The following is an 18,464-nucleotide window of genomic DNA, read 5'->3' as shown; positions in this document are numbered from 1 at the left end:
GTGCAGAATATTTGGTCTGGCACCTTCGCACCCAGATGGATTGGCGCAAATTCAAAGCGTGCCGCAGTAGTTCTTTTGTTATCAATAAAAAGGGGCGTAACCCCTTCAAAAGCCGGCTGATTATAGGATCGTTACAGAGCCATTACAAATTCCTCCCGCCTTCACTACCTCAGGTTTTAGACTTTTGTTTCGTTCTCTACCCAAAAGTCGGCGTCAAGCGTGTAAAACAGTTACAAAACAACAATATGAGTTGACATAAATCCCGCCAAACGATAGCTTTCCCAACGGTTCTTCATCCAGTTTTTAAGGGTTTCCCCGATTTCTGGCTTGTTATTTTCTCATACGCCTATCCCGATAGTGGTATAGGTGTTCGAATGGAGTTTCTATGTCTGACAGAAAAGCGTTTCTCACACTTGAAGGTAGCGACGCAGCCATTGAGCTGCCCGTATACAGTGGCACCGCCGGCCAGGACGTGGTCAACATTGCTCCGATGGCATCAAACAACCTGTTTACCTTCGACCCCGGCTTTACTGCCACCGCCTCCTGCGAATCAAAAATCACCTATATCGACGGCGCCAACGGGGTTCTGCTGCACCGGGGTTACCCTATCGAGCAGTTGGCTGAAAAATCTGACTTTTTGGAAACCTGCTTCCTGCTGCTGAATGGCGAACTGCCCGATGCAGAGGAAAAGAAGCAGTTCTACAACACCATCACCTACCACACCATGGTGAGCCGCTCTATCGAACTGTTCCTTAACGGTTTCCGTTACGACGCCCACCCGATGGCCATTATGTGCGGCTCCGTTGGCGCCATGTCCAGCTTCTATCACGACTCACTGGACATCTCTAACCCGGAACACCGGATGATTTCCGCCCACCGCCTGATCGCCAAAATGCCGACCCTGGCAGCCATGTGTTACAAACACTACATCGGCCAGCCCTATATCTACCCGGACAACTCCCTGAGTTATTCGGAAAACTTCCTTCACATGATGTTCAACACCCCCTGTGAACACAAAGAAGTGAACCCCATCCTGGCCCGCGCTATGGACCGCATCTTCCTGCTGCACGCCGACCACGAGCAAAACGCCTCCACCTCCACCGTGCGCCTCGCAGGCTCCTCCGGTGCCAACCCGTTCGCCTGTATCGCCGCCGGTATTGCCGCCCTGTGGGGACCAGCACACGGTGGTGCCAACGAAGCGGTACTGACCATGCTGGAACAGATTGGCGATGAGAGCCGCATCGACGAGTTTGTCGCCCGCGCCAAGGACAAGAACGACCCGTTCCGCCTGATGGGCTTCGGCCACCGGGTGTACAAAAACTTCGACCCCCGCGCCACCATTATGAAGCAGACCTGCGACGAAGTGCTGGAAGCCCTGGGCGTGGAAGACCCCCTGCTGAAAATCGCCAAGCGCCTGGAGCAAATCGCCCTGGAAGACGAATACTTTATCCAGAAGAAGCTGTACCCCAACGTGGATTTCTACTCTGGCATCATCCTCAAGGCCATGGGCATTCCGGTGGAAATGTTTACCGTTATTTTTGCCACCGGCCGCACCGTGGGCTGGATCGCCCACTGGAACGAAATGCTCAGCAACGCCTACAAAATCGGCCGCCCCCGGCAGCTGTATACCGGTGCTCCCAAGCGGGATTATCCTGGCTAGTAGCGCCCTGTTAGTGAATTCTATAAAGCCGTCCAGTTTGGGCGGCTTTTTTTGTAGCGGTCGCACGTCTGACGTCGCACGCTAAAACCAAGCACGCTGCCCAAAAAAACACGTCATCCCCGCGTAGGCGGGGATCCATGGATCGCACGAAGCAGCCAAATGGATTCCCGCTTCCGCGGGAATGACAAAACCACGTTGGTTTTAGCGTGCGACGTCAGACGTGCGACGTGCGGCCAACGCCTTTACCCAATCCACGCAAACCCCTACACTTGTCACCATAAGCACAACAACCACTCACTGCCGTATGGTGCCGATACTCGCTCGCTTTCTTACGCCACTGCTATGCCTGGTAGCAGCGCTGGTCGCCCTTCCCCACGCATCCGACGTTCCCGGTGAACAACTCGCCTCATTGCCCTATGTTATCTGCGCCCTTGCGGCGCTGATTGCCCTGATCGCTCATCAGGGAAGAGAGCTGGCCACAGCACTGTTGGCAATACTCTGCTACTGGTTAATTCGCAACCACCTGCAAGCGGCACTATCCACCCAGCCTGCGGGGCAGATATTCTCCCTGTTGGCCCTTTGGCTGCCCATCGCCATAGGCGCACTGTTGCTATTGCCAGACACCAGTTGGCGCCACCCAAGTGGCATTATCGCAGTACTGGCGGCACCTCTGACCGCACTGTTAATGAGTGGCCTGTTCGCTATTAACCCGCTGTGGTTCGGCGACCAAGCCAGCGCCTTGCTGGCTACCAGCTTTCACGGATTGAAGCTCCCCACACTGGCCGCCTTCCTGTTTATTGGCGTCTCACTGCTGGCAGTTTTCCGGTTGCTGTGGCGCAATAACTACGCCGACAGCAGCCTGCTGGGCTGTGCCCTGCTGACTGGCATTACCCTTGGCTGGTTCCAACTGGCCAATATTTCTGCCGTACTGTTTGCCACCATCGGTCTGGTGCTGCTGATCAACCAGGTATTGAGCTTCCTGCATATCGGCTACCGGGACGAACTCACCCAGATCGCCAACCGCCGCGCTCTGCACAAAGCCGCCAAAGAATTGCGCAGCAATTACAGCCTGGCCATGGTGGACATCGACCACTTTAAAAAAATCAATGACAAACACGGCCACGACCTGGGGGATCAGGTTCTGAAAGTAGTGGCCGGAAAACTTCGCCAAGTGGGCAGCGGAGGTAAAGTATTCCGCTACGGTGGTGAAGAATTTTGCCTGTTGTTCAACGGCAAAAACGCCGAGCAAACCGAAGAAGAACTGGAAAAACTGCGCCAGACTATCGCCGAATACGACATGGTAATGCGTGACAAACACAGCCGCCCACGGCGGCAGAAAAACGGTATCAAAAAACGCGGTGCCACCCCCCGCAAAAGCAATATTCGCATTACCGTCAGTATGGGATTGGCGGATAGCTCAGTGGCGGATGGTGCTTTTGAGCGAGTAATGAAAGCGGCGGACAATGCGCTTTATGGGGCTAAAAGAAGTGGGCGGAATCGATTGAAGGTGGCAGCTTAACCTGTCTTGCAGAGAAGCAGCGATCTCTCGCTGCGCCGCAAATCTGTTAAATACCCCGCGAAATACTAAGCCCATAGTGACCATCTTTGGATTCACGCAACGGTTCATAACAGTCCATGAATGCCAACAATGTTTCTTTGCTCTGAGACATCCATTTCTCTCCATTTATTATCTTCATCGTAAAGGAGTCATCTTGATTTAAATTAAACTTGCAAAGGCTTTCATACTGCCCCCTTGTAAATATATCAGTCATGCAATCCAGCCATGCATCCAGGTTTCTACCGTAGCCATCAAAGAAGCCCATTTTCTCTTGAAATTCATTATGAAATGAATCCCAGTCACGTATATTCGAACCGTCTATTGTTACTTCGCAATTCATGGCTTTGCGTACTCACAAGTGCTGTTTTTTTTAAGTCTCCTGCCCCTCTACAACCTGCTTCAAATTTGCCAACCCAGCCTCAAAATCCGCACCCACCATATCGTCCATCATCAAACCAAAATAGCGACTCAATAAATTCCAGCCGTGATCCGTATCAAAGCCCCAGGTAATTTGGGTCATACCGTTGGTATTACTCAACCGATAGTGCGCTTTGGCGGTGCCGTGATCACCAAAGTCGAGAAAGGTTTCCAGGTGATCGCTGGGCTGGGAAGCTGTAATTTCCTGTGACCCGGAGCCCACTTCTTTGTGATCGCTTTGCCAGGACATTTTGCTACCAACGCCCGTAGCGGGGCCGCTGAATTGGTAGCGTGTATTGGGGTCTTTTTTCGCCCAAGGTGACCAAAGATTGAATTTTTGAAAGTCATTCAGGTAGGCAAAAACCTGGGTTTGAGGGGCATTAATCACCGTCGAACGTTCCACATGGGTACTGCCCGGCAGCACAAAGCCAACCACTACCAGCAACAGTACAATCACTAACAAACCTTTTAGAAATTTCATGGTTCTTTCCCCTTGTGATCAGTAATGGAAACCACACGTAGGGTGGATTAGCGAAGCGTAATCCACCAATGACTCAGGAGGCGGCGGATTACGCTGTGCTAATCCGCCCTACGGCAATGACGGGGTAGTTTAAATAGCGCTAAAGCCCAGCTCCAAGTCTGCTTTTATATCCTCAATATCCTCCAGCCCCACCGCCACGCGAATCAGGCTGTCGCGAATTCCAGCCTGCTCTCGCTGCTCATCCGTAAGGCTGCCATGAGTAGTAGTGGCTGGGTGAACGATGGTGGTTTTGGCATCACCCAAATTGGCGGTGAGTGACAGCAGCTGGGTGCTGTCGATCACTTTCCAGGCCTGCTCACGACCGCCGTGAATTTCAAAAGCCACCACACCACCAAAGGCCTTTTGCTGGGCTTTGGCCAGTTCATGGCCAGGGTGATCCGGCAGGCCCGCGTAATACACTTTGGCCACTTTAGGATGTTCATTCAACCACAGAGCCAGCGCCATGGCACCGGCAGAGTGCGCCTCCACGCGCAGGCGCAGGGTTTCCAGACCTTTGAGGAACACCCAGGCATTAAAGGGGCTCATATAGGGGCCGGCAGCGCGTATAAACATGCGCACCGCGTCGATATGTTCTTTGCTGCCCACTACCGCACCACCCAGAGCACGACCCTGACCATCGATGTACTTAGTGGCGGAGTGAATCACAATGTCCGCTCCAAACTCGATGGGCTTTTGCAGTGCCGGGGTACAGAAGCAGTTATCTACCAATAGCAGTGCTTCATGTTCGTGGGCCAGATCAGCCAACGCGCGAATATCGCCAACCACTGCACGGGGGTTGGAAGGGCTTTCGATAAACAGACCTTTGGTGTTGGGCTGGATGGCAGCCCGCCAGGCATCCAGATCATCCAGTGCCACATAGGACACTTCCAGACCAAAACGGCTCAGGTGTTTGGTGAACAGAGAAATGGTGGCGCCAAACACATCCTTGGAGCAAATAATGTGATCGCCCGCGTTAAACAGTGCCATGCAGGTACAGAGAATCGCCGCCATACCTGAGGCAGTACCTATACCCTCTTCCGCTCCTTCCATGGCGGCGATGCGCTCTTCAAACACCCGCACGGTAGGGTTGGTGTAGCGGCTGTAGACATTGCCGTCGCGCTCATTGGCAAAGGTAAGGGCCGCCTGTTCGGCGTTATCAAACACATAGCTTGAAGTGAGGAACAGCGCTTCGGAGTGCTCCTGCTCATGGCTGCGGGAAATGCCGCCGCGAATGGCCAGCGTATCGAGGCCCAGCTTTTTGTTGTCTTTGTTCACAATTGATTACCTGAAAAATACGTTCTGGCCACCTTAGAGCCAGTAAAGAAAAATCTCGTCATTCCCGCGCAGGCGGGAATCCATAAGCCACAGCATTTACAGACTTTAGTGCCGCCTTCAAGATGGATCCCCGCCTGCGCGGGGATGACGTTCTGCTTAGATTAGCGTGCCGCCGAGGCGTTGTGAATACCGATCAAATCGGAAGATTCCGGCCCCTCGCCTTTGCCATCTTTGGCATTGTCGTTGCGGGCGGCGTTGAGGGCATCCAGATAGGCTTGATCCACATCGCCGGTGACGTATTCACCGTTAAACACCGAGCAATCAAAGTGGTTGATATCACTGTTGCCCTCTTTGGCAGATTCGATCAGATCGTCCAAGTCCTGATAAATCAGCTTATCGGCGCCAATCTGCTCGGCGATCTCTTCCACTGTGCGGCCGTGGGCAATCAGCTCTTCCGCCGACGGCATGTCGATGCCGTACACATTGGGGAATTTCACCTCCGGCGCTGCGGATGCAATGTACACCTTGCTGGCACCGGCATCGCGAGCCATTTGGATAATTTCTCCGCTGGTGGTACCGCGCACGATAGAGTCATCCACCAACAAGACGTTCTTGCCCTGGAATTCCAGCTTGTTGGGGTTGAGCTTCTGGCGCACAGATTTCTTGCGCTGTTTTTGCCCCGGCATAATAAAAGTGCGGCCGATGTAGCGGTTTTTCATAAAGCCTTCACGCAGTTTCAAACCAAGGCGCTCGGCAATACTCTGGGCAGCCACACGGCTGGTATCGGGAATAGGAATCACCACGTCAATGTCATGGTCAGGCATTTCCCGAAGAATTTTCTCCGCCAGTTTTTCGCCCTGGCGCAGGCGGCATTTGTACACCGACACATCATCGATCATGGAGTCCGGGCGGGCAAAGTACACGTGCTCAAAAATGCAGGGTACCAGCTTGGGGTTGTCCGCACACTGGCGGCTGTGAAGTTTGCCATCCATATCAATAAACAAAGCTTCACCGGGGTAAACGCTGCGCACCAGTTCATAACCCATGGTATCCAGGGCAACGCTCTCGGAGGCGATCATATACTCGGTACCGCCAGTGCCTTCGCGCTTACCATACACCAGCGGGCGAATGCCCAGCGGGTCACGAAACGCGAACAGACCGTAGTTGGCGATCAACCCAACTACCGCATAGGCACCAGTGCAGCGACCGTGGAGGCGCTCAATAGCGGCAAAAATATCGTCGGCGCCGGGCTTCAGCTTGCCTTGAGATTGCAGTTCGTTGGCAAACACATTGAGCAGCAATTCGGAATCCGAATCGGTGTTCACATGGCGCATATCCGATTTGAAAATATGCTCATGCAACTGGGCCGAATTGGTCAGATTGCCATTGTGGGCCATGCAAATACCGTAGGGGGAATTCACATAAAACGGCTGCGCCAGCGCCGGGCTGGAGCTGCCCGCTGTGGGGTAGCGCACATGGCCAATGCCCACATTACCCACCAGATGTTTCATATGGCGGGTGTGGAAAACATCCTTCACCAGACCGTTGTCTTTGCGCTGGTGAAACAAGCCATTTTCACAGGTGGTAATTCCCGCCGCGTCCTGCCCCCGATGTTGCAACATGGTAAGGGCGTCATAGAGTTCAAGATTGACGTCACCGTTACCAAAAATACCGACTATGCCACACATACTGTTAGCTACCTGGAAAAGAAGTTTGAGTTTGCTGTTCAGGGTTGGGGTTGAGGTCAGGGCTGAGCAATTGCTTGCCAGATTCGTACAGTGAACCACCCATTTCAGCGGCCCACTGTTCAAATTTGAGGAATTGAGGAATCAAGCGCGACTGTTGCCACCAGGGGTCTTCATCCACCGGCAAAGCTTTGGGCACCAGCACCAGAACAATCAGCACCAACACCAGACCGCGGGCGATGCCAAATAGTGAGCCAATCAGCCGATCGGTACCACTAAGACCAGTGGCCTTTACCAGTTGCCCGATAACATAGGTCACCAGCATGCCCACCAACAAGGTGGCCAAAAACAGTACTACCCAGGCAACAATCAATTGCAGGGATGGGGTTTCGATCAGGTTGGTAAACTGGCTGGCAAGGGATTGGTAGAAGTTGGCGGCAATAATCACAGCGGCCACCCACACAGCCAGCGAAAGCGCCTCACGAACAAAGCCCCGCACCAGACTGATCAGCGCGGAGAGTGCGACAATAGCGATAATCGCCCAGTCAGCCCAATTCATTGCTTGTATCCACTCGCAGTAGGTGGCGCGATTCTAACAGAGACCTTGTTCAACATCAGGGCTCAAAAGAAAGAATTTTTGATTTGAGTCGGTATTTACTGTCAACTTTTTTCTGCACCCGCTGCAGTGTTTGCTTGTCTGCATCCGGGCCCACATAGACAAAAAACAGACCTCGGCTGGGATTTTCTCGCAGGTAGGCCTTGTAGCCGTCCGCCAGCAGGGATTGCTCGAGCTTTGCTGCCCGCTGTTTGTCACTAAAGGCTCCCACCTGGATCACCCAGGCGGCGAGCATACCCTGCTCATTCAAGCCCGGAGCCGGCGTTGTTTCCTCCACCGCAACCGCTGGCTCTTCGGTGTCAGATTCTGGTTGCTCTACAAGCGGCTCGCTGTCGTCGGGTTGGAAGATGCGTTCTGCGGGTTTCGGGTACTGAATGTTATCCGGGCGCGCAGGCTCTTCAAAAGGTCGGCTGGAAATATCGGGCCGTGAGGGAATATACGAGTTGCGGTCAATGTAACGCTCACCACTGAAATCAAACAACATGGGCAGAAAAATAATCGCCAGCGCCGCCAGTACGAAAGCGCCCACTACCCGTTGTTTCAGACCGTCATTCACTGTTTGTCACCCCTGTGCCACTGCAACGCGGCAGCCACGGTAAAGAAAGACCCAAATACCACCACCGTGCCACCAGCTCCGGCTTTTGCCAGAGCCTGCTCAATCGCACTACCAACACTGCTGGACTCGGTATTTGAGTGGCCGCCATTGTACAACAGTTGACCCAGCTCTGAGGGTTGCGCCGCACGAGGGTTATCCACCAGCGGCGGCAAGAACCAGTGCTCTACCAAACCGCCAAAAGGAGCGATGACCTCAGCCAAGTCCTTGTCCGCCATCATCGCCAATACCGCCTGACACTGGCGTTCTTTTGGCAAGCGCTCGGCCAGCAATTGTGCAGCGGCTGGATTGTGTGCCACATCCAGAATCAACTGGCGATCACCCATGGCAATGCGCTGGAAGCGGCCAGGTAAATTGACTTGAGGCAGCTGCTCGGCCAGCTCCTCGGCCGTCAACTCCACCCCCAACAATTGCGCTGCCTGCACTGCACAGGCAGCACTGGGGTATGGCAGGTGGTTGGGAACCAACTCTGGGGCCAGAGTAAAATCTTTGCCCAAATACAGGTCTCGACAACCGTATTGTTGCGCTTCGGCGACAAAATTTCCGGGCAGATTCATCTCGCCGCACAACAATGGCCTGTCAGGCCGAGCGATACCCAGCTTTTCGGTGGCAACTGATTCGCGGGTATTGCCCAGGTACTCCTGGTGATCCAGGTCGATACTGGTGACCACCGAGATGTCCGCATCAATGATATTCACCGCATCCAGGCGCCCACCAAGCCCCACTTCCAGAATAGCCATATCCAGCGGCTGTTGAGCCATCACCACAAAAGCCGCCAGAGTGGTGAATTCGAAATAGGTCAGGGAAACATCAGCGCGCGCCTGCTCCACTTTTTCAAAGGCGTCGATCAGCTGAGCATCGGATACCGGCTCATCATTAATGGCGATACGCTCATTAAAACGCAAAAGATGGGGAGAGGTGTAGGTGGCGACTTTGAGTCCGTTGCCTTGCAACAGTGCCGCCAGGGTGGCCACACAGGAACCTTTGCCATTGGTGCCGGCCACAGAAACGACTCGCTCTGCCAGCGCCCTGCCCGCCAAAACAGTATCGCCGAGGCGTTTATACACCTCGGCGATGCGATCCAGGCCCAGATCAATTTCCGTGGGATGGCGACTTTCCAGTAACGCCAACCAATCGTGAAGAGAATTCAACTTGTGCAACGGAGTCTGTTACGAAACTTCCTCAGCCTCTGCTTCCTCTTGAGGAGCTTCGGGGAATTCCGGCTTGCCGGTGAACTTGGCCAGCAGACGGGCAACCGTATCGCGCATTTCCGGGCGCGGAATAATCATGTCGATGGCACCGTGATCCAACAAAAACTCGGCGCGCTGGAAACCTGCGGGCAGTTTCTGGCGGATGGTCTGCTCAATGATATTGGGGCCGGCAAAGCCCGCTCGCGCACCGGGTTCGGCGGCATTGATATCACCCAACAGCGCCAGACTGGCAGAAACGCCGCCGTAAACCGGGTCAGTCATAATCGAGAAATACGGCGTGCCCTGCTGCTTGAGCTTTTCCACAATGGCGCTGGTCTTAGCCATTTGCATCAGCGAGATCAACGCTTCCTGCATTCGCGCACCACCGGTGGCCGGGAAGCAGATCAGGGGAATATTTTCTTCCAGCGCCAATTTCGCGGCGCGGGTGAATTTTTCACCCACCACATAACCCATGGAACCGCCGTGGAAGGCGAACTCAAAAGCCACCACCACGATGGGCAAGCCTTTAAGGGTGCCGCGCATGGCAACCACCGCGTCTTTCTCGCCGGTTTTTTTCTGGGCCTCGCTAAGGCGGTCTTTGTATTTCTTGATGTCCTTGAATTTCAGCCGATCGATAGGCTCTACGTCGGTGCAGATTTCCTCGCGACCATTATGATCCAGAAAAACATCCAGGCGGCGGCGGGCACCTATACGCATGTGGTGAGAGCACTTAGGGCACACGTCCATATTGCGTTCCAGCTCTGGACGATAGAGCGGCGCACTGCACTTGGGGCATTTTTTCCAGAGGCCTTCCGGGACGTTCTGGGTGCGATCTTTCTTCTGGGTAGTCAACCCTTGGGGTTTGATTTTCTCAAGCCAGCTCATTGCATAAACCTGTGTACTTTTACTTTATTAGGAATCAAGTGATGCACGAATTTCGCTCACTATATCACTGATAATAGTGGGAATTGAGTCATATTTCCCGTCTTCTGCGTTCGCCATGGCAGAAACAATGGCGCTACCCACCACCGCGCCACTGGCAGGGGCCGAGGCGGCCTTTGCAGTGGCGCCATCTTTAATGCCAAAACCGACGCAGATAGGCAGCTCGGTAAGCGAGCGAATCTCCGTCAATTTCTGTTCCACCGAAGCGATATCCAGGTGCCCGGCACCAGTAACTCCCTTCAGGGAAACATAGTAAATAAAGCCCCCGGCCTGACTGGCAATCGCGCGCTGGCGCTCAATAGTAGTAGTGGGTGCGATCAGGAAGATATTCTCCAACTGCTGTGCCCTGAGCACATCGGTAAATTCACTGGCTTCTTCCGGTGGCAAATCAACGGTAAGTACTCCGTCCACACCTGCCGACTTGGCTGCTGTAGCAAAGCCGTCGTAACCCATTTTTTCAATGGGGTTGGCGTAGCCCATCAAAATAACCGGCGTATCAGCGTCTTGCTGGCGGAATTCTGCCACCATATTCAGGGTATCCCGCAGGCTGGTGCCGTGTTTCAACGCCCGTTCGTGGGCCAGCTGAATAACCGGACCTTCCGCCATGGGGTCAGAAAACGGTACGCCGATTTCCAGAATATCCGCCCCCGCTGCCACCAGTGCGTGCATGGCGGGTACGGTGGTTTCCGGGGTAGGGTCACCGGCAACGATATAAGTCACCAGCGCCTTGCGGCCATCGTCTTTTAATGCCTGGAGTTTTTTGCCAATACGATTCATAGCTATACCGTAATACCGTCGATTTCCGCCACTGTAAGAATGTCCTTGTCACCGCGGCCTGACAGGTTCACCAGCACAATTTGCTCCGGGCTCATGGTCGCCGCCAGTTTTTCCGCATAGGCCAAGGCATGGCTGGATTCCAGGGCGGGCATAATGCCCTCTATCTGGGTCAGTTTGCGGAACGCCACCAGTGCTTCATCGTCGTCGATGGTGACGTATTCCACCCTTCCCTGATCCTTGAGCCAGGCGTGTTCCGGGCCAACACCGGGATAGTCGAGGCCTGCGGATACCGAGTGGGTTTCGATAATCTGGCCATCTTCATCCTCCATCAGGTAGGTGCGATTGCCGTGCAATACGCCAGGCACGCCCACAGTGAGCGGGGCTGCGTGTTCGCCGGTTTCCACCCCGTGGCCACCCGCTTCCACACCGTACATGGCCACGGATTCGTCACCCAGCATAGGGTGAAACAAGCCGATGGCATTGGAGCCGCCACCCACACAGGCCACCAGCGCGTCCGGCAGTTTGCCGGTCATTTCCAAACATTGAGTGCGAGCCTCGCGACCGATCACCGACTGAAAGTTGCGCACCAACTCCGGGTACGGGTGAGGCCCGGCACAGGTGCCGATGATGTAAAAGGTGTTGTCGACATTGGTAACCCAGTCGCGCATGGCCTCGTTCATGGCATCCTTGAGGGTGCGGGAGCCGGAGCTCACCGGGTGCACCGTAGCCCCCAGCAATTTCATGCGGTAGACGTTGAGTGCCTGACGGCGCACGTCTTCTTCACCCATATAGACATGACATTCCAAACCCAGACGGGCACACACAGTGGCACTGGCAACACCATGCTGCCCTGCCCCGGTTTCGGCAATAATCCGGGTTTTGCCGCTGTATTTAGCCAACAGCGCCTGACCTATGGTGTTGTTAATTTTGTGAGCGCCGGTGTGATTGAGGTCTTCCCGCTTCAGGTAGATTTGCGCGCCACCGGTTTCCCGGGACCAGCGCTCGGCGTGGTACAGCGGTGATGGCCTGCCCACATAATGGGCCAGGTCGCGGTCAAACTCCGCCTGCAATTCCGGGTCAGCCTTAAGCCGAGCGTAGTTGGCCTCAAGCTCATCCAGAGCATGCATCAGGGTTTCCGACACAAAACGACCGCCGTAGGGGCCAAAGTGGCCGCTATTGTCAGGGTACTGGTTGAAATCAATCGTTGAACTCACTGCGATCTCCAATTACGCGCTTTTAGCGCGCTCAATAAACTGCTGCATTTTTTGCGGGCACTTTTTACCGGGGGAACTTTCGACACCACCGCTGATATCCACGGCGTAAGGGCGCACGGTCTTTACCGCTTCGACCACATTTTCCGGGGTCAACCCACCGGCCAAAATAACCGGTTTATTCATCGCCGGTATCCGCTGCCACTCAAAGGTTGCCCCAGTCCCGCCGTATTTATCTGCCTGCCAGGCATCGAACAACAAGCCGTGGGAATCACCAAAAGCCTGCACCTGCTCCGCCACACCCAAATCCGGCGCCATACGAATGGCTTTGTACCAGGGGCGGCCAAATTGCCGGCAAAAGTCGCTGCTTTCATCCCCATGAAACTGCAAAACCTGCAGGGGAACCGTACCCAACACCTTATTCACCTGCTCGGCAGAGGCATTCACAAACAACCCTACCAGAGTGACAAAAGGGCCAACGGCAGCGGAAATTTGCCGGGCAACATCTGTTTCTACAAATCTGGGGCTCTTGTCGTAAAACACCAAGCCAATGGCATCTGCACCTGCTTGTAAAGCATGGCGAGCGTCTTCCACAGAAGTAATGCCACAGATTTTTACGCGAGTCGACACAGCTGTTCAGAGTACCGGTTGCAAAGCAGCGGATTTTAGCAAAGTCGTCTAATGGCAGCTATGCAAATTGTTGTTAGGTCAATAGTTTTGAGCAACGCCTATAAAGGTATTCGGTGCTCACAAGGCAGCCGCCTCAATGGCTCAGCAACACAATGAGGGCCAGGTGGCAATTGGGGAAATTCAAACTCGGCAGGATAACTGACATTCACCAAATACAACCCCTGCGGGGGCGCGGTAATGCCCGCCTGATTGCGATCCCGCACCGCCATCAGCTCGTCGATCCACTCCGGTTTTTTTTCACCGGCACCAACCGCTATCAAAGCTCCGGCAATATTGCGACACATATGCAATACAAAAGCGTTGGCACGCAGTTCGATGATTACCAGTTCCCCCTGACGCCATACATCCACATAATGCATGTTGCGATTGGGGGTTTTCGATTGACAGCCGGCGCCACGAAATGAGGAAAAATCCCGTTCACCTAGCAGGTAGTTAGCACCCTGCTGCATGGCTTTTTCATCTAACGGCAAGCGCTGCCAGGTCAAACCGCTGTGACCCAATGCAGGTCGATAGGGCTGGTTGCTGATCACATAGCGATAGGTGCGTGCGGTTGCACTAAAGCGGGCGTGAAACTGTGGGGAAACTGGCGAGGCCCAGTGTACACGGATACTGTCTGGCAGGTTGGCGTTGGCACCGAGAATCCAGTTGCGCGCTTCCCTTTGTGCCAGGGTATCGAAGTGAATTACCTGGTTGGTGCCGTGGACGCCAGTATCTGTGCGACCAGCGCAGGCAACAGTAATGGGTTCTGCTGCCACTTTTGACAGCGCCCGTTCCACTTCCGCCTGAACGCTGGGGCTGTGGCTCTGCCGTTGCCAGCCACAAAAAGCACTGCCGTCGTATTCAACGACGGCAGCTATGCGTTGCATGCCTTCTGGCATTTTGTCTTCGGGGCTCAACAGCATATTGCGTTGATACCCCTTGGGGGCTTCTGACATATAGAAATCATCGTCATTGCGAGGAGCTGCAGGCGACGCGGCAATCTAGTGATTTAAAAACAAAGACGCTGGATCGCCGCGCTGCGCTCGCGATGACGGACACAGGATTATTCCAAGTCGTCGAGCAGCTTTTTGGCCTCGGCTTTTTGCTCGTCGCTGCCCTCTTCAATCACTTCTTCGAGCATTTCACGAGCGCCATCGGTATCACCCACATCGCTGTAGGCTTTGGCCAAATCCAGCTTGGTACCGATTTCGTCGCCTTCCATATCCAGATCGAAGTCATCGTCGGCGTCTTCCACTACCACTTCAGGCTCACTCTCTTCTTCCGTGGCAGTCGCCTCTTCTGCTACCTCTTCCTCGGGCTCATCGTCTTGTTGAGCATCGGCCTCATCGGCGTCTTCTGAATCTGCGGCTTCTTCCTCAACAGCTTCAGGCTCATCTTCGGCAGAATCTTCTTCGCTACTGTCATCTGTCTCGCCATCTTCGTCCTGAGGCTCATCGTCCAGATCCAGCTCAACGTCAAAGTCCAGATCGTCATCAGCGTCTTGTTCAGCTTCCTCATCCGCTTCATCAAAGCGGGTGAGTATTTCGTCCAACTCTTCATCCTGTTCTTTATCGGACGGCTCATCCTCTTCCAGAGATTCATCCTCTTCTTCAAAGTCGAACAGCTGATCTTCATCAGACAAATCGACAACCTCTTCCTGAGGCTCCTCCTCTGGTTCCGGCTCAGATACCAGCGCGGCAGGTTCGGGCTCCTGTTCTTCCGGTTCGGTTTCATTCAGCTCAGCAATGGCGGCAGCGGGTTCCGGCTCCTCGAAGGTCGGCTCCGGAGCCTCGTCAAAGGTAAACTCATCGGCGTCATCGTCTTTTTTGCGACGCAAACCCAGAGCCACCAACAGGGCAAGCAACAGGCCGATTCCCGCCATCAGGTAGTATTTGTACTGCGCCAAAAATCCCTGCTCAGACTCTGCCGCCACTGGCTCTGCGGGTACTTGTTCTGCACTTTCCTCGGCAGTTTTTTGTGTTTGTTGTGCGGCTTCAGCCGCTGCTTGTTGATTCTGGGCCTGCGCCTGTTGCGCCTCTCCCAGAGTGCTGTTTTGTATCTCTACAATGCGGTCGTTGGTGGCCACCTGCTGTTCAAGCAGCGCAATACGCTCGCGGGCTTCTTCCAGTTCCCGGTCTTTGCGAAGCAGTTCTTCCTGAGCGATGGTCAAGTCATTGGAAAGGCGTTCGCTGTTTCCAGCGCCACCAGCCTCACTGCCATCGTATTCGGATACTGAGTAATCTTCCTCCGCACTGGCCGCATCCTCAGTGGCCGCAGACAGTTTAAGGCGGCCATCGGAAGACTGTTGGTCGTTTGATGACGGCGACGGTGTGTCTGCTGCATCGATCAGGGCACCGCTTTGGGTCTGCTGGCTGATGTCTGCCACTGCATCGCTGTGGCTGCTGTTGATTTGTGAGCCCGCTGGCAGGCGCAGAATTTCACCGCTTTTCAACAGGTTGATATCACCACGCACAAAAGCACGGGGGTTTAACTCGTGAATGGCTACCATGGTCTGATGGATGCTGGCACCTTGAGGACGGGAGCGTTTCGCGATGCCCCACAAGGTATCGCCACGGGCCACTTGGTAATCGCCACCGGCTTCCAGATTGCTACTGGCCGCTGGCTGAGGTGCTGGGGCCGGCCGGGGAGCAGTGGCTGGCTTGGCACTGGAGCTGCCGGAAGAACTGCTCTCAACCGCTTTGGGCTTGGCTTTTTCGTCAGAGTAGACTGGCAGGTCAACCAGCAAGGTGTAGTTGCGCAGCAGGCGACCGCTGGGCCACTGCATCTCCACCAGAAAATCCAGGAAGGGCTCTCGCACCGGCTTCTCGGATTTCACAATGACTTTGGGGCGCGAGCCGGACAGGTCAACTTCAAACCGCAAACCACTGAGAAAGTAGTCACGAGGCACACCGGCACGTTCAAAGTCCTTGCGGCTGGCGAGATTGACGAACAATTCCAATTCGTCCAAATCCCCCACACTCAGCAGTTCAATTTCCGCATTCAGCGGCTCATTGAGAGCGGAGTTCAGTTTGATCTCACCTAAACCCACTGCCGATGCAGCTTGAGAAACCAAAAGCGCCAACGCAGCGCTGAGAGCTTTGACCTTTGGGAAAGCCATGATGTGATAGTCCTATCTACATTATTGTGTTGGCGCCCCGGCCATTGCGGGCGTGGGGCGCATTTTTACAGGTACGTTTCTATCAGCAATTCCGCGATTTGTACACTGTTAAGTGCGGCCCCTTTCCGGACATTATCCGACACAATCCACAGATTGATACCATTGGCGTGGGATATGTCTTCGCGAATGCGTCCCACGTAAACCGCATCCTTGCCAGCAGCATCTCCTACCGGAGTTGGATAGCCCCCGGACTGGCGCTCATCCAGCAACTCTACACCAGCGGCATCCACCATCAGCGCACGCACTTCGTCTTCACTGATGGGCACTCGGGTTTCAAGGTGCACTGCCTCAGCGTGGCCATAAAACACCGGCACCCTCACACAAGTGGGGTTTACCCGAATGCTGCTGTCGGCAAAGATTTTCTGGGTTTCCCAGACCATCTTCATCTCTTCCCGGGTGTAGCCGTTGTCCTGGAAGTCGTCAATATGAGGCAGCACATTGAAGGCAATTTGCTTTGGATAGATTTCTTCTTCAGCAGGCAGCCCATTGAGCAGCTTGGCAGTTTGCCCGGCCAGCTCATTGACGCCTTTGCGACCACTGCCTGAGACAGACTGATAAGTACACACGTTAATGCGTTCAATGCCCACCTCATCGTGAATGGGCTTTAACGCCACCAACATTTGAATGGTGGAACAATTGGGGTTGGCAATGATATTACGAGCGCTGTAGTCACCCAGAGCATCGGGATTGACCTCCGGCACCACCAGAGGCACATCGTCGTCGTAGCGAAATTCAGACGTGTTATCGATCACCACACAACCGGCATCCGCCGCCACAGGGGCGTATTGCGCGGACACGGAACCGCCGGCAGAGAACAGCGCAATCTGCACTTTGGAGAAGTCAAATTCCGCCAGATTTTCCACCAGCACCGGGCGTTTGTTGAACAACACAGTTTCACCAGCGGAGCGTTCGCTGGCCAGCGCGTAAATTTCACCAATCGGAAATTCCCGCTCTGCCAGAAGCTCCAGAATTGCCTCGCCAACAGCGCCAGTAGCACCGACGACGGCAACGTCGTAGCAGTTCGTAAATTCGCCCATTTAAGATTCCAACAGGATGCGAAGCATACGGCGCAGCGGCTCGGCGGCACCCCACAGCAGCTGGTCACCCACCGTAAAGGCCGACAAGTATTCACCACCCATATGCATTTTGCGCAAACGCCCAACCGGGATATGCAAGTGGCCAGTGACCGCCGTTGGGGTGAGGTCGCGCAGGGTATCATCGCGGTGATTGGGCACTACCTGCACCCAGTCATTGGCCTCGGCCAGCATCGATTCCACTTCGTCCATGGGCACATCGCGGTTGAGTTTTACCGTCAGCGCCTGGCTGTGGCAGCGCATGGCGCCAATGCGGACACAAACCCCGTCCACCGGAATAGTTTTGTGACCTTGCAGAATTTTGTTGGTCTCCACCTGGGCTTTCCACTCTTCTTTGGATTGACCGCTTTCCAGCTCTACATCAATCCAGGGCAGCAGACTACCGGCCAGTGGCGCGCCAAAATTGTCGGTGGGGAAACTGTCGCTGCGCATGGTATTGGCCACCTTGCGATCGATATCCAAAATGGCAGACGCCGGATTATCCAGCTCCACAGCGACGTTATCGCGCAGCACACCCATCTGGCTGATCAGCTCGCGCATATTGCGGGCACCGGCCCCGGAAGCCGCCTGGTACGTCATGGCACTGACCCAATCCACCACGCCATTTCTGAACAGACCGCCCATGGCCATCAGCATCAGGCTGACGGTGCAGTTACCGCCAATAAAGTTTTTCACACCGCCCGCGATGCCGTTCTTGATCACGTCCAGATTCACCGGATCCAGTACGATCAAGGCGCTGTCGTCCATACGCAGTGCCGAGGCAGCGTCAATCCAGTAGCCGTTCCAGCCGGATTCACGCAGTTGCGGGTACACCGCCTTGGTGTAATCGCCACCCTGACAGGTAACGATAATATCCATAGCGCTGAGTTCGCTAATGTCGGTAGCGTCCTTGAGGGTTTCAGTCGCCTCTGCCGGGCCTTCCTGCCCTACCTGGGAGGTGGTAAAAAATACCGGTTCGATATCGGCAAAATCGTTCTCGGCACGCATGCGTTCCATCAATACGGAGCCCACCATGCCGCGCCAACCTACTAGACCTACTCGTTTCATCGCACTTCTCTT

At 54.6% G+C, this 18,464-nt stretch carries 17 protein-coding genes; 2 read left to right on the top strand and 15 right to left on the bottom strand.

Annotated features, from left to right (window positions below):
• The first annotated feature begins 385 nt into the window (after nucleotides 1–385).
• The gene (locus QSV34_RS09960; RefSeq protein ID WP_289154287.1) at nucleotides 386–1,660 is read left to right on the top strand and encodes a citrate synthase; all 1,275 of its coding nucleotides are present in this window, start codon (nucleotides 386–388) and stop codon (nucleotides 1,658–1,660) included.
• A gap of 220 nt (nucleotides 1,661–1,880) precedes the next feature.
• Entirely contained in the window at nucleotides 1,881–3,179 is a 1,299-nt protein-coding gene (locus QSV34_RS09955; protein WP_289154285.1) for a GGDEF domain-containing protein, read from the top strand.
• 46 nt (nucleotides 3,180–3,225) lie between these two features.
• On the opposite strand, the gene QSV34_RS09950 is transcribed toward QSV34_RS09955, so the two are convergent.
• From QSV34_RS09950 to asd, 15 genes are all read right to left on the bottom strand, one after another.
• The gene (locus QSV34_RS09950; RefSeq protein ID WP_289154283.1) at nucleotides 3,226–3,558 is read right to left on the bottom strand and encodes a barstar family protein; all 333 of its coding nucleotides are present in this window, start codon (nucleotides 3,556–3,558) and stop codon (nucleotides 3,226–3,228) included.
• Nucleotides 3,559–3,588: 30 nt separating this feature from the next.
• Entirely contained in the window at nucleotides 3,589–4,116 is a 528-nt protein-coding gene (locus QSV34_RS09945) for an SRPBCC family protein (protein WP_289154281.1), read from the bottom strand.
• A 129-nt stretch (nucleotides 4,117–4,245) separates the two neighbouring features.
• Nucleotides 4,246–5,430 carry an O-succinylhomoserine sulfhydrylase gene (locus tag QSV34_RS09940; protein WP_289154279.1) on the bottom strand — a complete coding sequence of 395 codons (1,185 nt, stop codon included), beginning with the start codon at nucleotides 5,428–5,430 and terminating at the stop codon, nucleotides 4,246–4,248.
• 161 nt (nucleotides 5,431–5,591) lie between these two features.
• Nucleotides 5,592–7,118, bottom strand: coding sequence for an amidophosphoribosyltransferase (gene purF / locus QSV34_RS09935; RefSeq protein ID WP_289154278.1), 1,527 nt, complete (start codon nucleotides 7,116–7,118; stop codon nucleotides 5,592–5,594).
• A 4-nt stretch (nucleotides 7,119–7,122) separates the two neighbouring features.
• On the bottom strand, nucleotides 7,123–7,674 hold the full coding sequence (locus QSV34_RS09930) for a CvpA family protein (protein ID WP_289154276.1): 552 nt from the start codon (nucleotides 7,672–7,674) through the stop codon (nucleotides 7,123–7,125).
• 55 nt (nucleotides 7,675–7,729) lie between these two features.
• Entirely contained in the window at nucleotides 7,730–8,287 is a 558-nt protein-coding gene (locus QSV34_RS09925; protein WP_289154274.1) for an SPOR domain-containing protein, read from the bottom strand.
• Nucleotides 8,284–9,504, bottom strand: a complete 1,221-nt coding sequence (locus QSV34_RS09920; protein WP_289154273.1) for a bifunctional folylpolyglutamate synthase/dihydrofolate synthase — start codon at nucleotides 9,502–9,504, stop codon at nucleotides 8,284–8,286. The genes QSV34_RS09925 and QSV34_RS09920 overlap by 4 nt, the downstream gene beginning before the upstream one ends.
• Before the next feature lie 9 nt (nucleotides 9,505–9,513).
• Nucleotides 9,514–10,419 carry an acetyl-CoA carboxylase, carboxyltransferase subunit beta gene (gene accD / locus QSV34_RS09915; protein WP_289154272.1) on the bottom strand — a complete coding sequence of 302 codons (906 nt, stop codon included), beginning with the start codon at nucleotides 10,417–10,419 and terminating at the stop codon, nucleotides 9,514–9,516.
• 27 nt (nucleotides 10,420–10,446) lie between these two features.
• Nucleotides 10,447–11,253 (bottom strand): tryptophan synthase subunit alpha, encoded by an 807-nt coding sequence (trpA, locus tag QSV34_RS09910; RefSeq protein WP_289154270.1) that lies wholly within the window; start codon nucleotides 11,251–11,253, stop codon nucleotides 10,447–10,449.
• A 2-nt stretch (nucleotides 11,254–11,255) separates the two neighbouring features.
• Nucleotides 11,256–12,467, bottom strand: coding sequence for a tryptophan synthase subunit beta (gene trpB / locus QSV34_RS09905; protein ID WP_289154268.1), 1,212 nt, complete (start codon nucleotides 12,465–12,467; stop codon nucleotides 11,256–11,258).
• 12 nt (nucleotides 12,468–12,479) lie between these two features.
• Nucleotides 12,480–13,094 carry a phosphoribosylanthranilate isomerase gene (locus QSV34_RS09900; RefSeq protein ID WP_289154266.1) on the bottom strand — a complete coding sequence of 205 codons (615 nt, stop codon included), beginning with the start codon at nucleotides 13,092–13,094 and terminating at the stop codon, nucleotides 12,480–12,482.
• A 98-nt stretch (nucleotides 13,095–13,192) separates the two neighbouring features.
• Nucleotides 13,193–14,089 (bottom strand): tRNA pseudouridine(38-40) synthase TruA, encoded by an 897-nt coding sequence (gene truA / locus QSV34_RS09895; RefSeq protein ID WP_289154264.1) that lies wholly within the window; start codon nucleotides 14,087–14,089, stop codon nucleotides 13,193–13,195.
• Nucleotides 14,090–14,196: 107 nt separating this feature from the next.
• On the bottom strand, nucleotides 14,197–16,251 hold the full coding sequence (locus QSV34_RS09890) for a motility hub landmark protein FimV (protein ID WP_289154262.1): 2,055 nt from the start codon (nucleotides 16,249–16,251) through the stop codon (nucleotides 14,197–14,199).
• A 65-nt stretch (nucleotides 16,252–16,316) separates the two neighbouring features.
• Entirely contained in the window at nucleotides 16,317–17,348 is a 1,032-nt protein-coding gene (locus QSV34_RS09885; RefSeq protein WP_289154260.1) for an aspartate-semialdehyde dehydrogenase, read from the bottom strand.
• A complete protein-coding gene (asd, locus tag QSV34_RS09880; RefSeq protein WP_289154257.1) occupies nucleotides 17,349–18,452 on the bottom strand; it encodes an aspartate-semialdehyde dehydrogenase in 1,104 nt (367 codons plus the stop codon).
• Between the last annotated feature and the right edge of the window lie 12 nt (nucleotides 18,453–18,464).

The organism is Porticoccus sp. W117, from assembly GCF_030341905.1.
Classification (GTDB): domain Bacteria; phylum Pseudomonadota; class Gammaproteobacteria; order Pseudomonadales; family Porticoccaceae; genus SCSIO-12696.
Note: the sequence above shows the minus strand (reverse complement) of the source record. Positions and strands in the feature narration are given on the sequence as shown.

Coding starts and splice junctions, on each gene's coding strand:
- QSV34_RS09960 (WP_289154287.1), top strand. CDS start 386: ATGTCTGACAGAAAAGCGTTTCTCACACTTGAAGGTAGCGACGCAGCC.
- QSV34_RS09950 (WP_289154283.1), bottom strand. CDS start 3,558: ATGAATTGCGAAGTAACAATAGACGGTTCGAATATACGTGACTGGGAT.
- QSV34_RS09945 (WP_289154281.1), bottom strand. CDS start 4,116: ATGAAATTTCTAAAAGGTTTGTTAGTGATTGTACTGTTGCTGGTAGTG.
- purF (WP_289154278.1), bottom strand. CDS start 7,118: ATGTGTGGCATAGTCGGTATTTTTGGTAACGGTGACGTCAATCTTGAA.
- QSV34_RS09930 (WP_289154276.1), bottom strand. CDS start 7,674: ATGAATTGGGCTGACTGGGCGATTATCGCTATTGTCGCACTCTCCGCG.
- accD (WP_289154272.1), bottom strand. CDS start 10,419: ATGAGCTGGCTTGAGAAAATCAAACCCCAAGGGTTGACTACCCAGAAG.
- trpA (WP_289154270.1), bottom strand. CDS start 11,253: ATGAATCGTATTGGCAAAAAACTCCAGGCATTAAAAGACGATGGCCGC.
- truA (WP_289154264.1), bottom strand. CDS start 14,089: ATGTCAGAAGCCCCCAAGGGGTATCAACGCAATATGCTGTTGAGCCCC.
- QSV34_RS09890 (WP_289154262.1), bottom strand. CDS start 16,251: ATGGCTTTCCCAAAGGTCAAAGCTCTCAGCGCTGCGTTGGCGCTTTTG.
- QSV34_RS09885 (WP_289154260.1), bottom strand. CDS start 17,348: ATGGGCGAATTTACGAACTGCTACGACGTTGCCGTCGTCGGTGCTACT.
- asd (WP_289154257.1), bottom strand. CDS start 18,452: ATGAAACGAGTAGGTCTAGTAGGTTGGCGCGGCATGGTGGGCTCCGTA.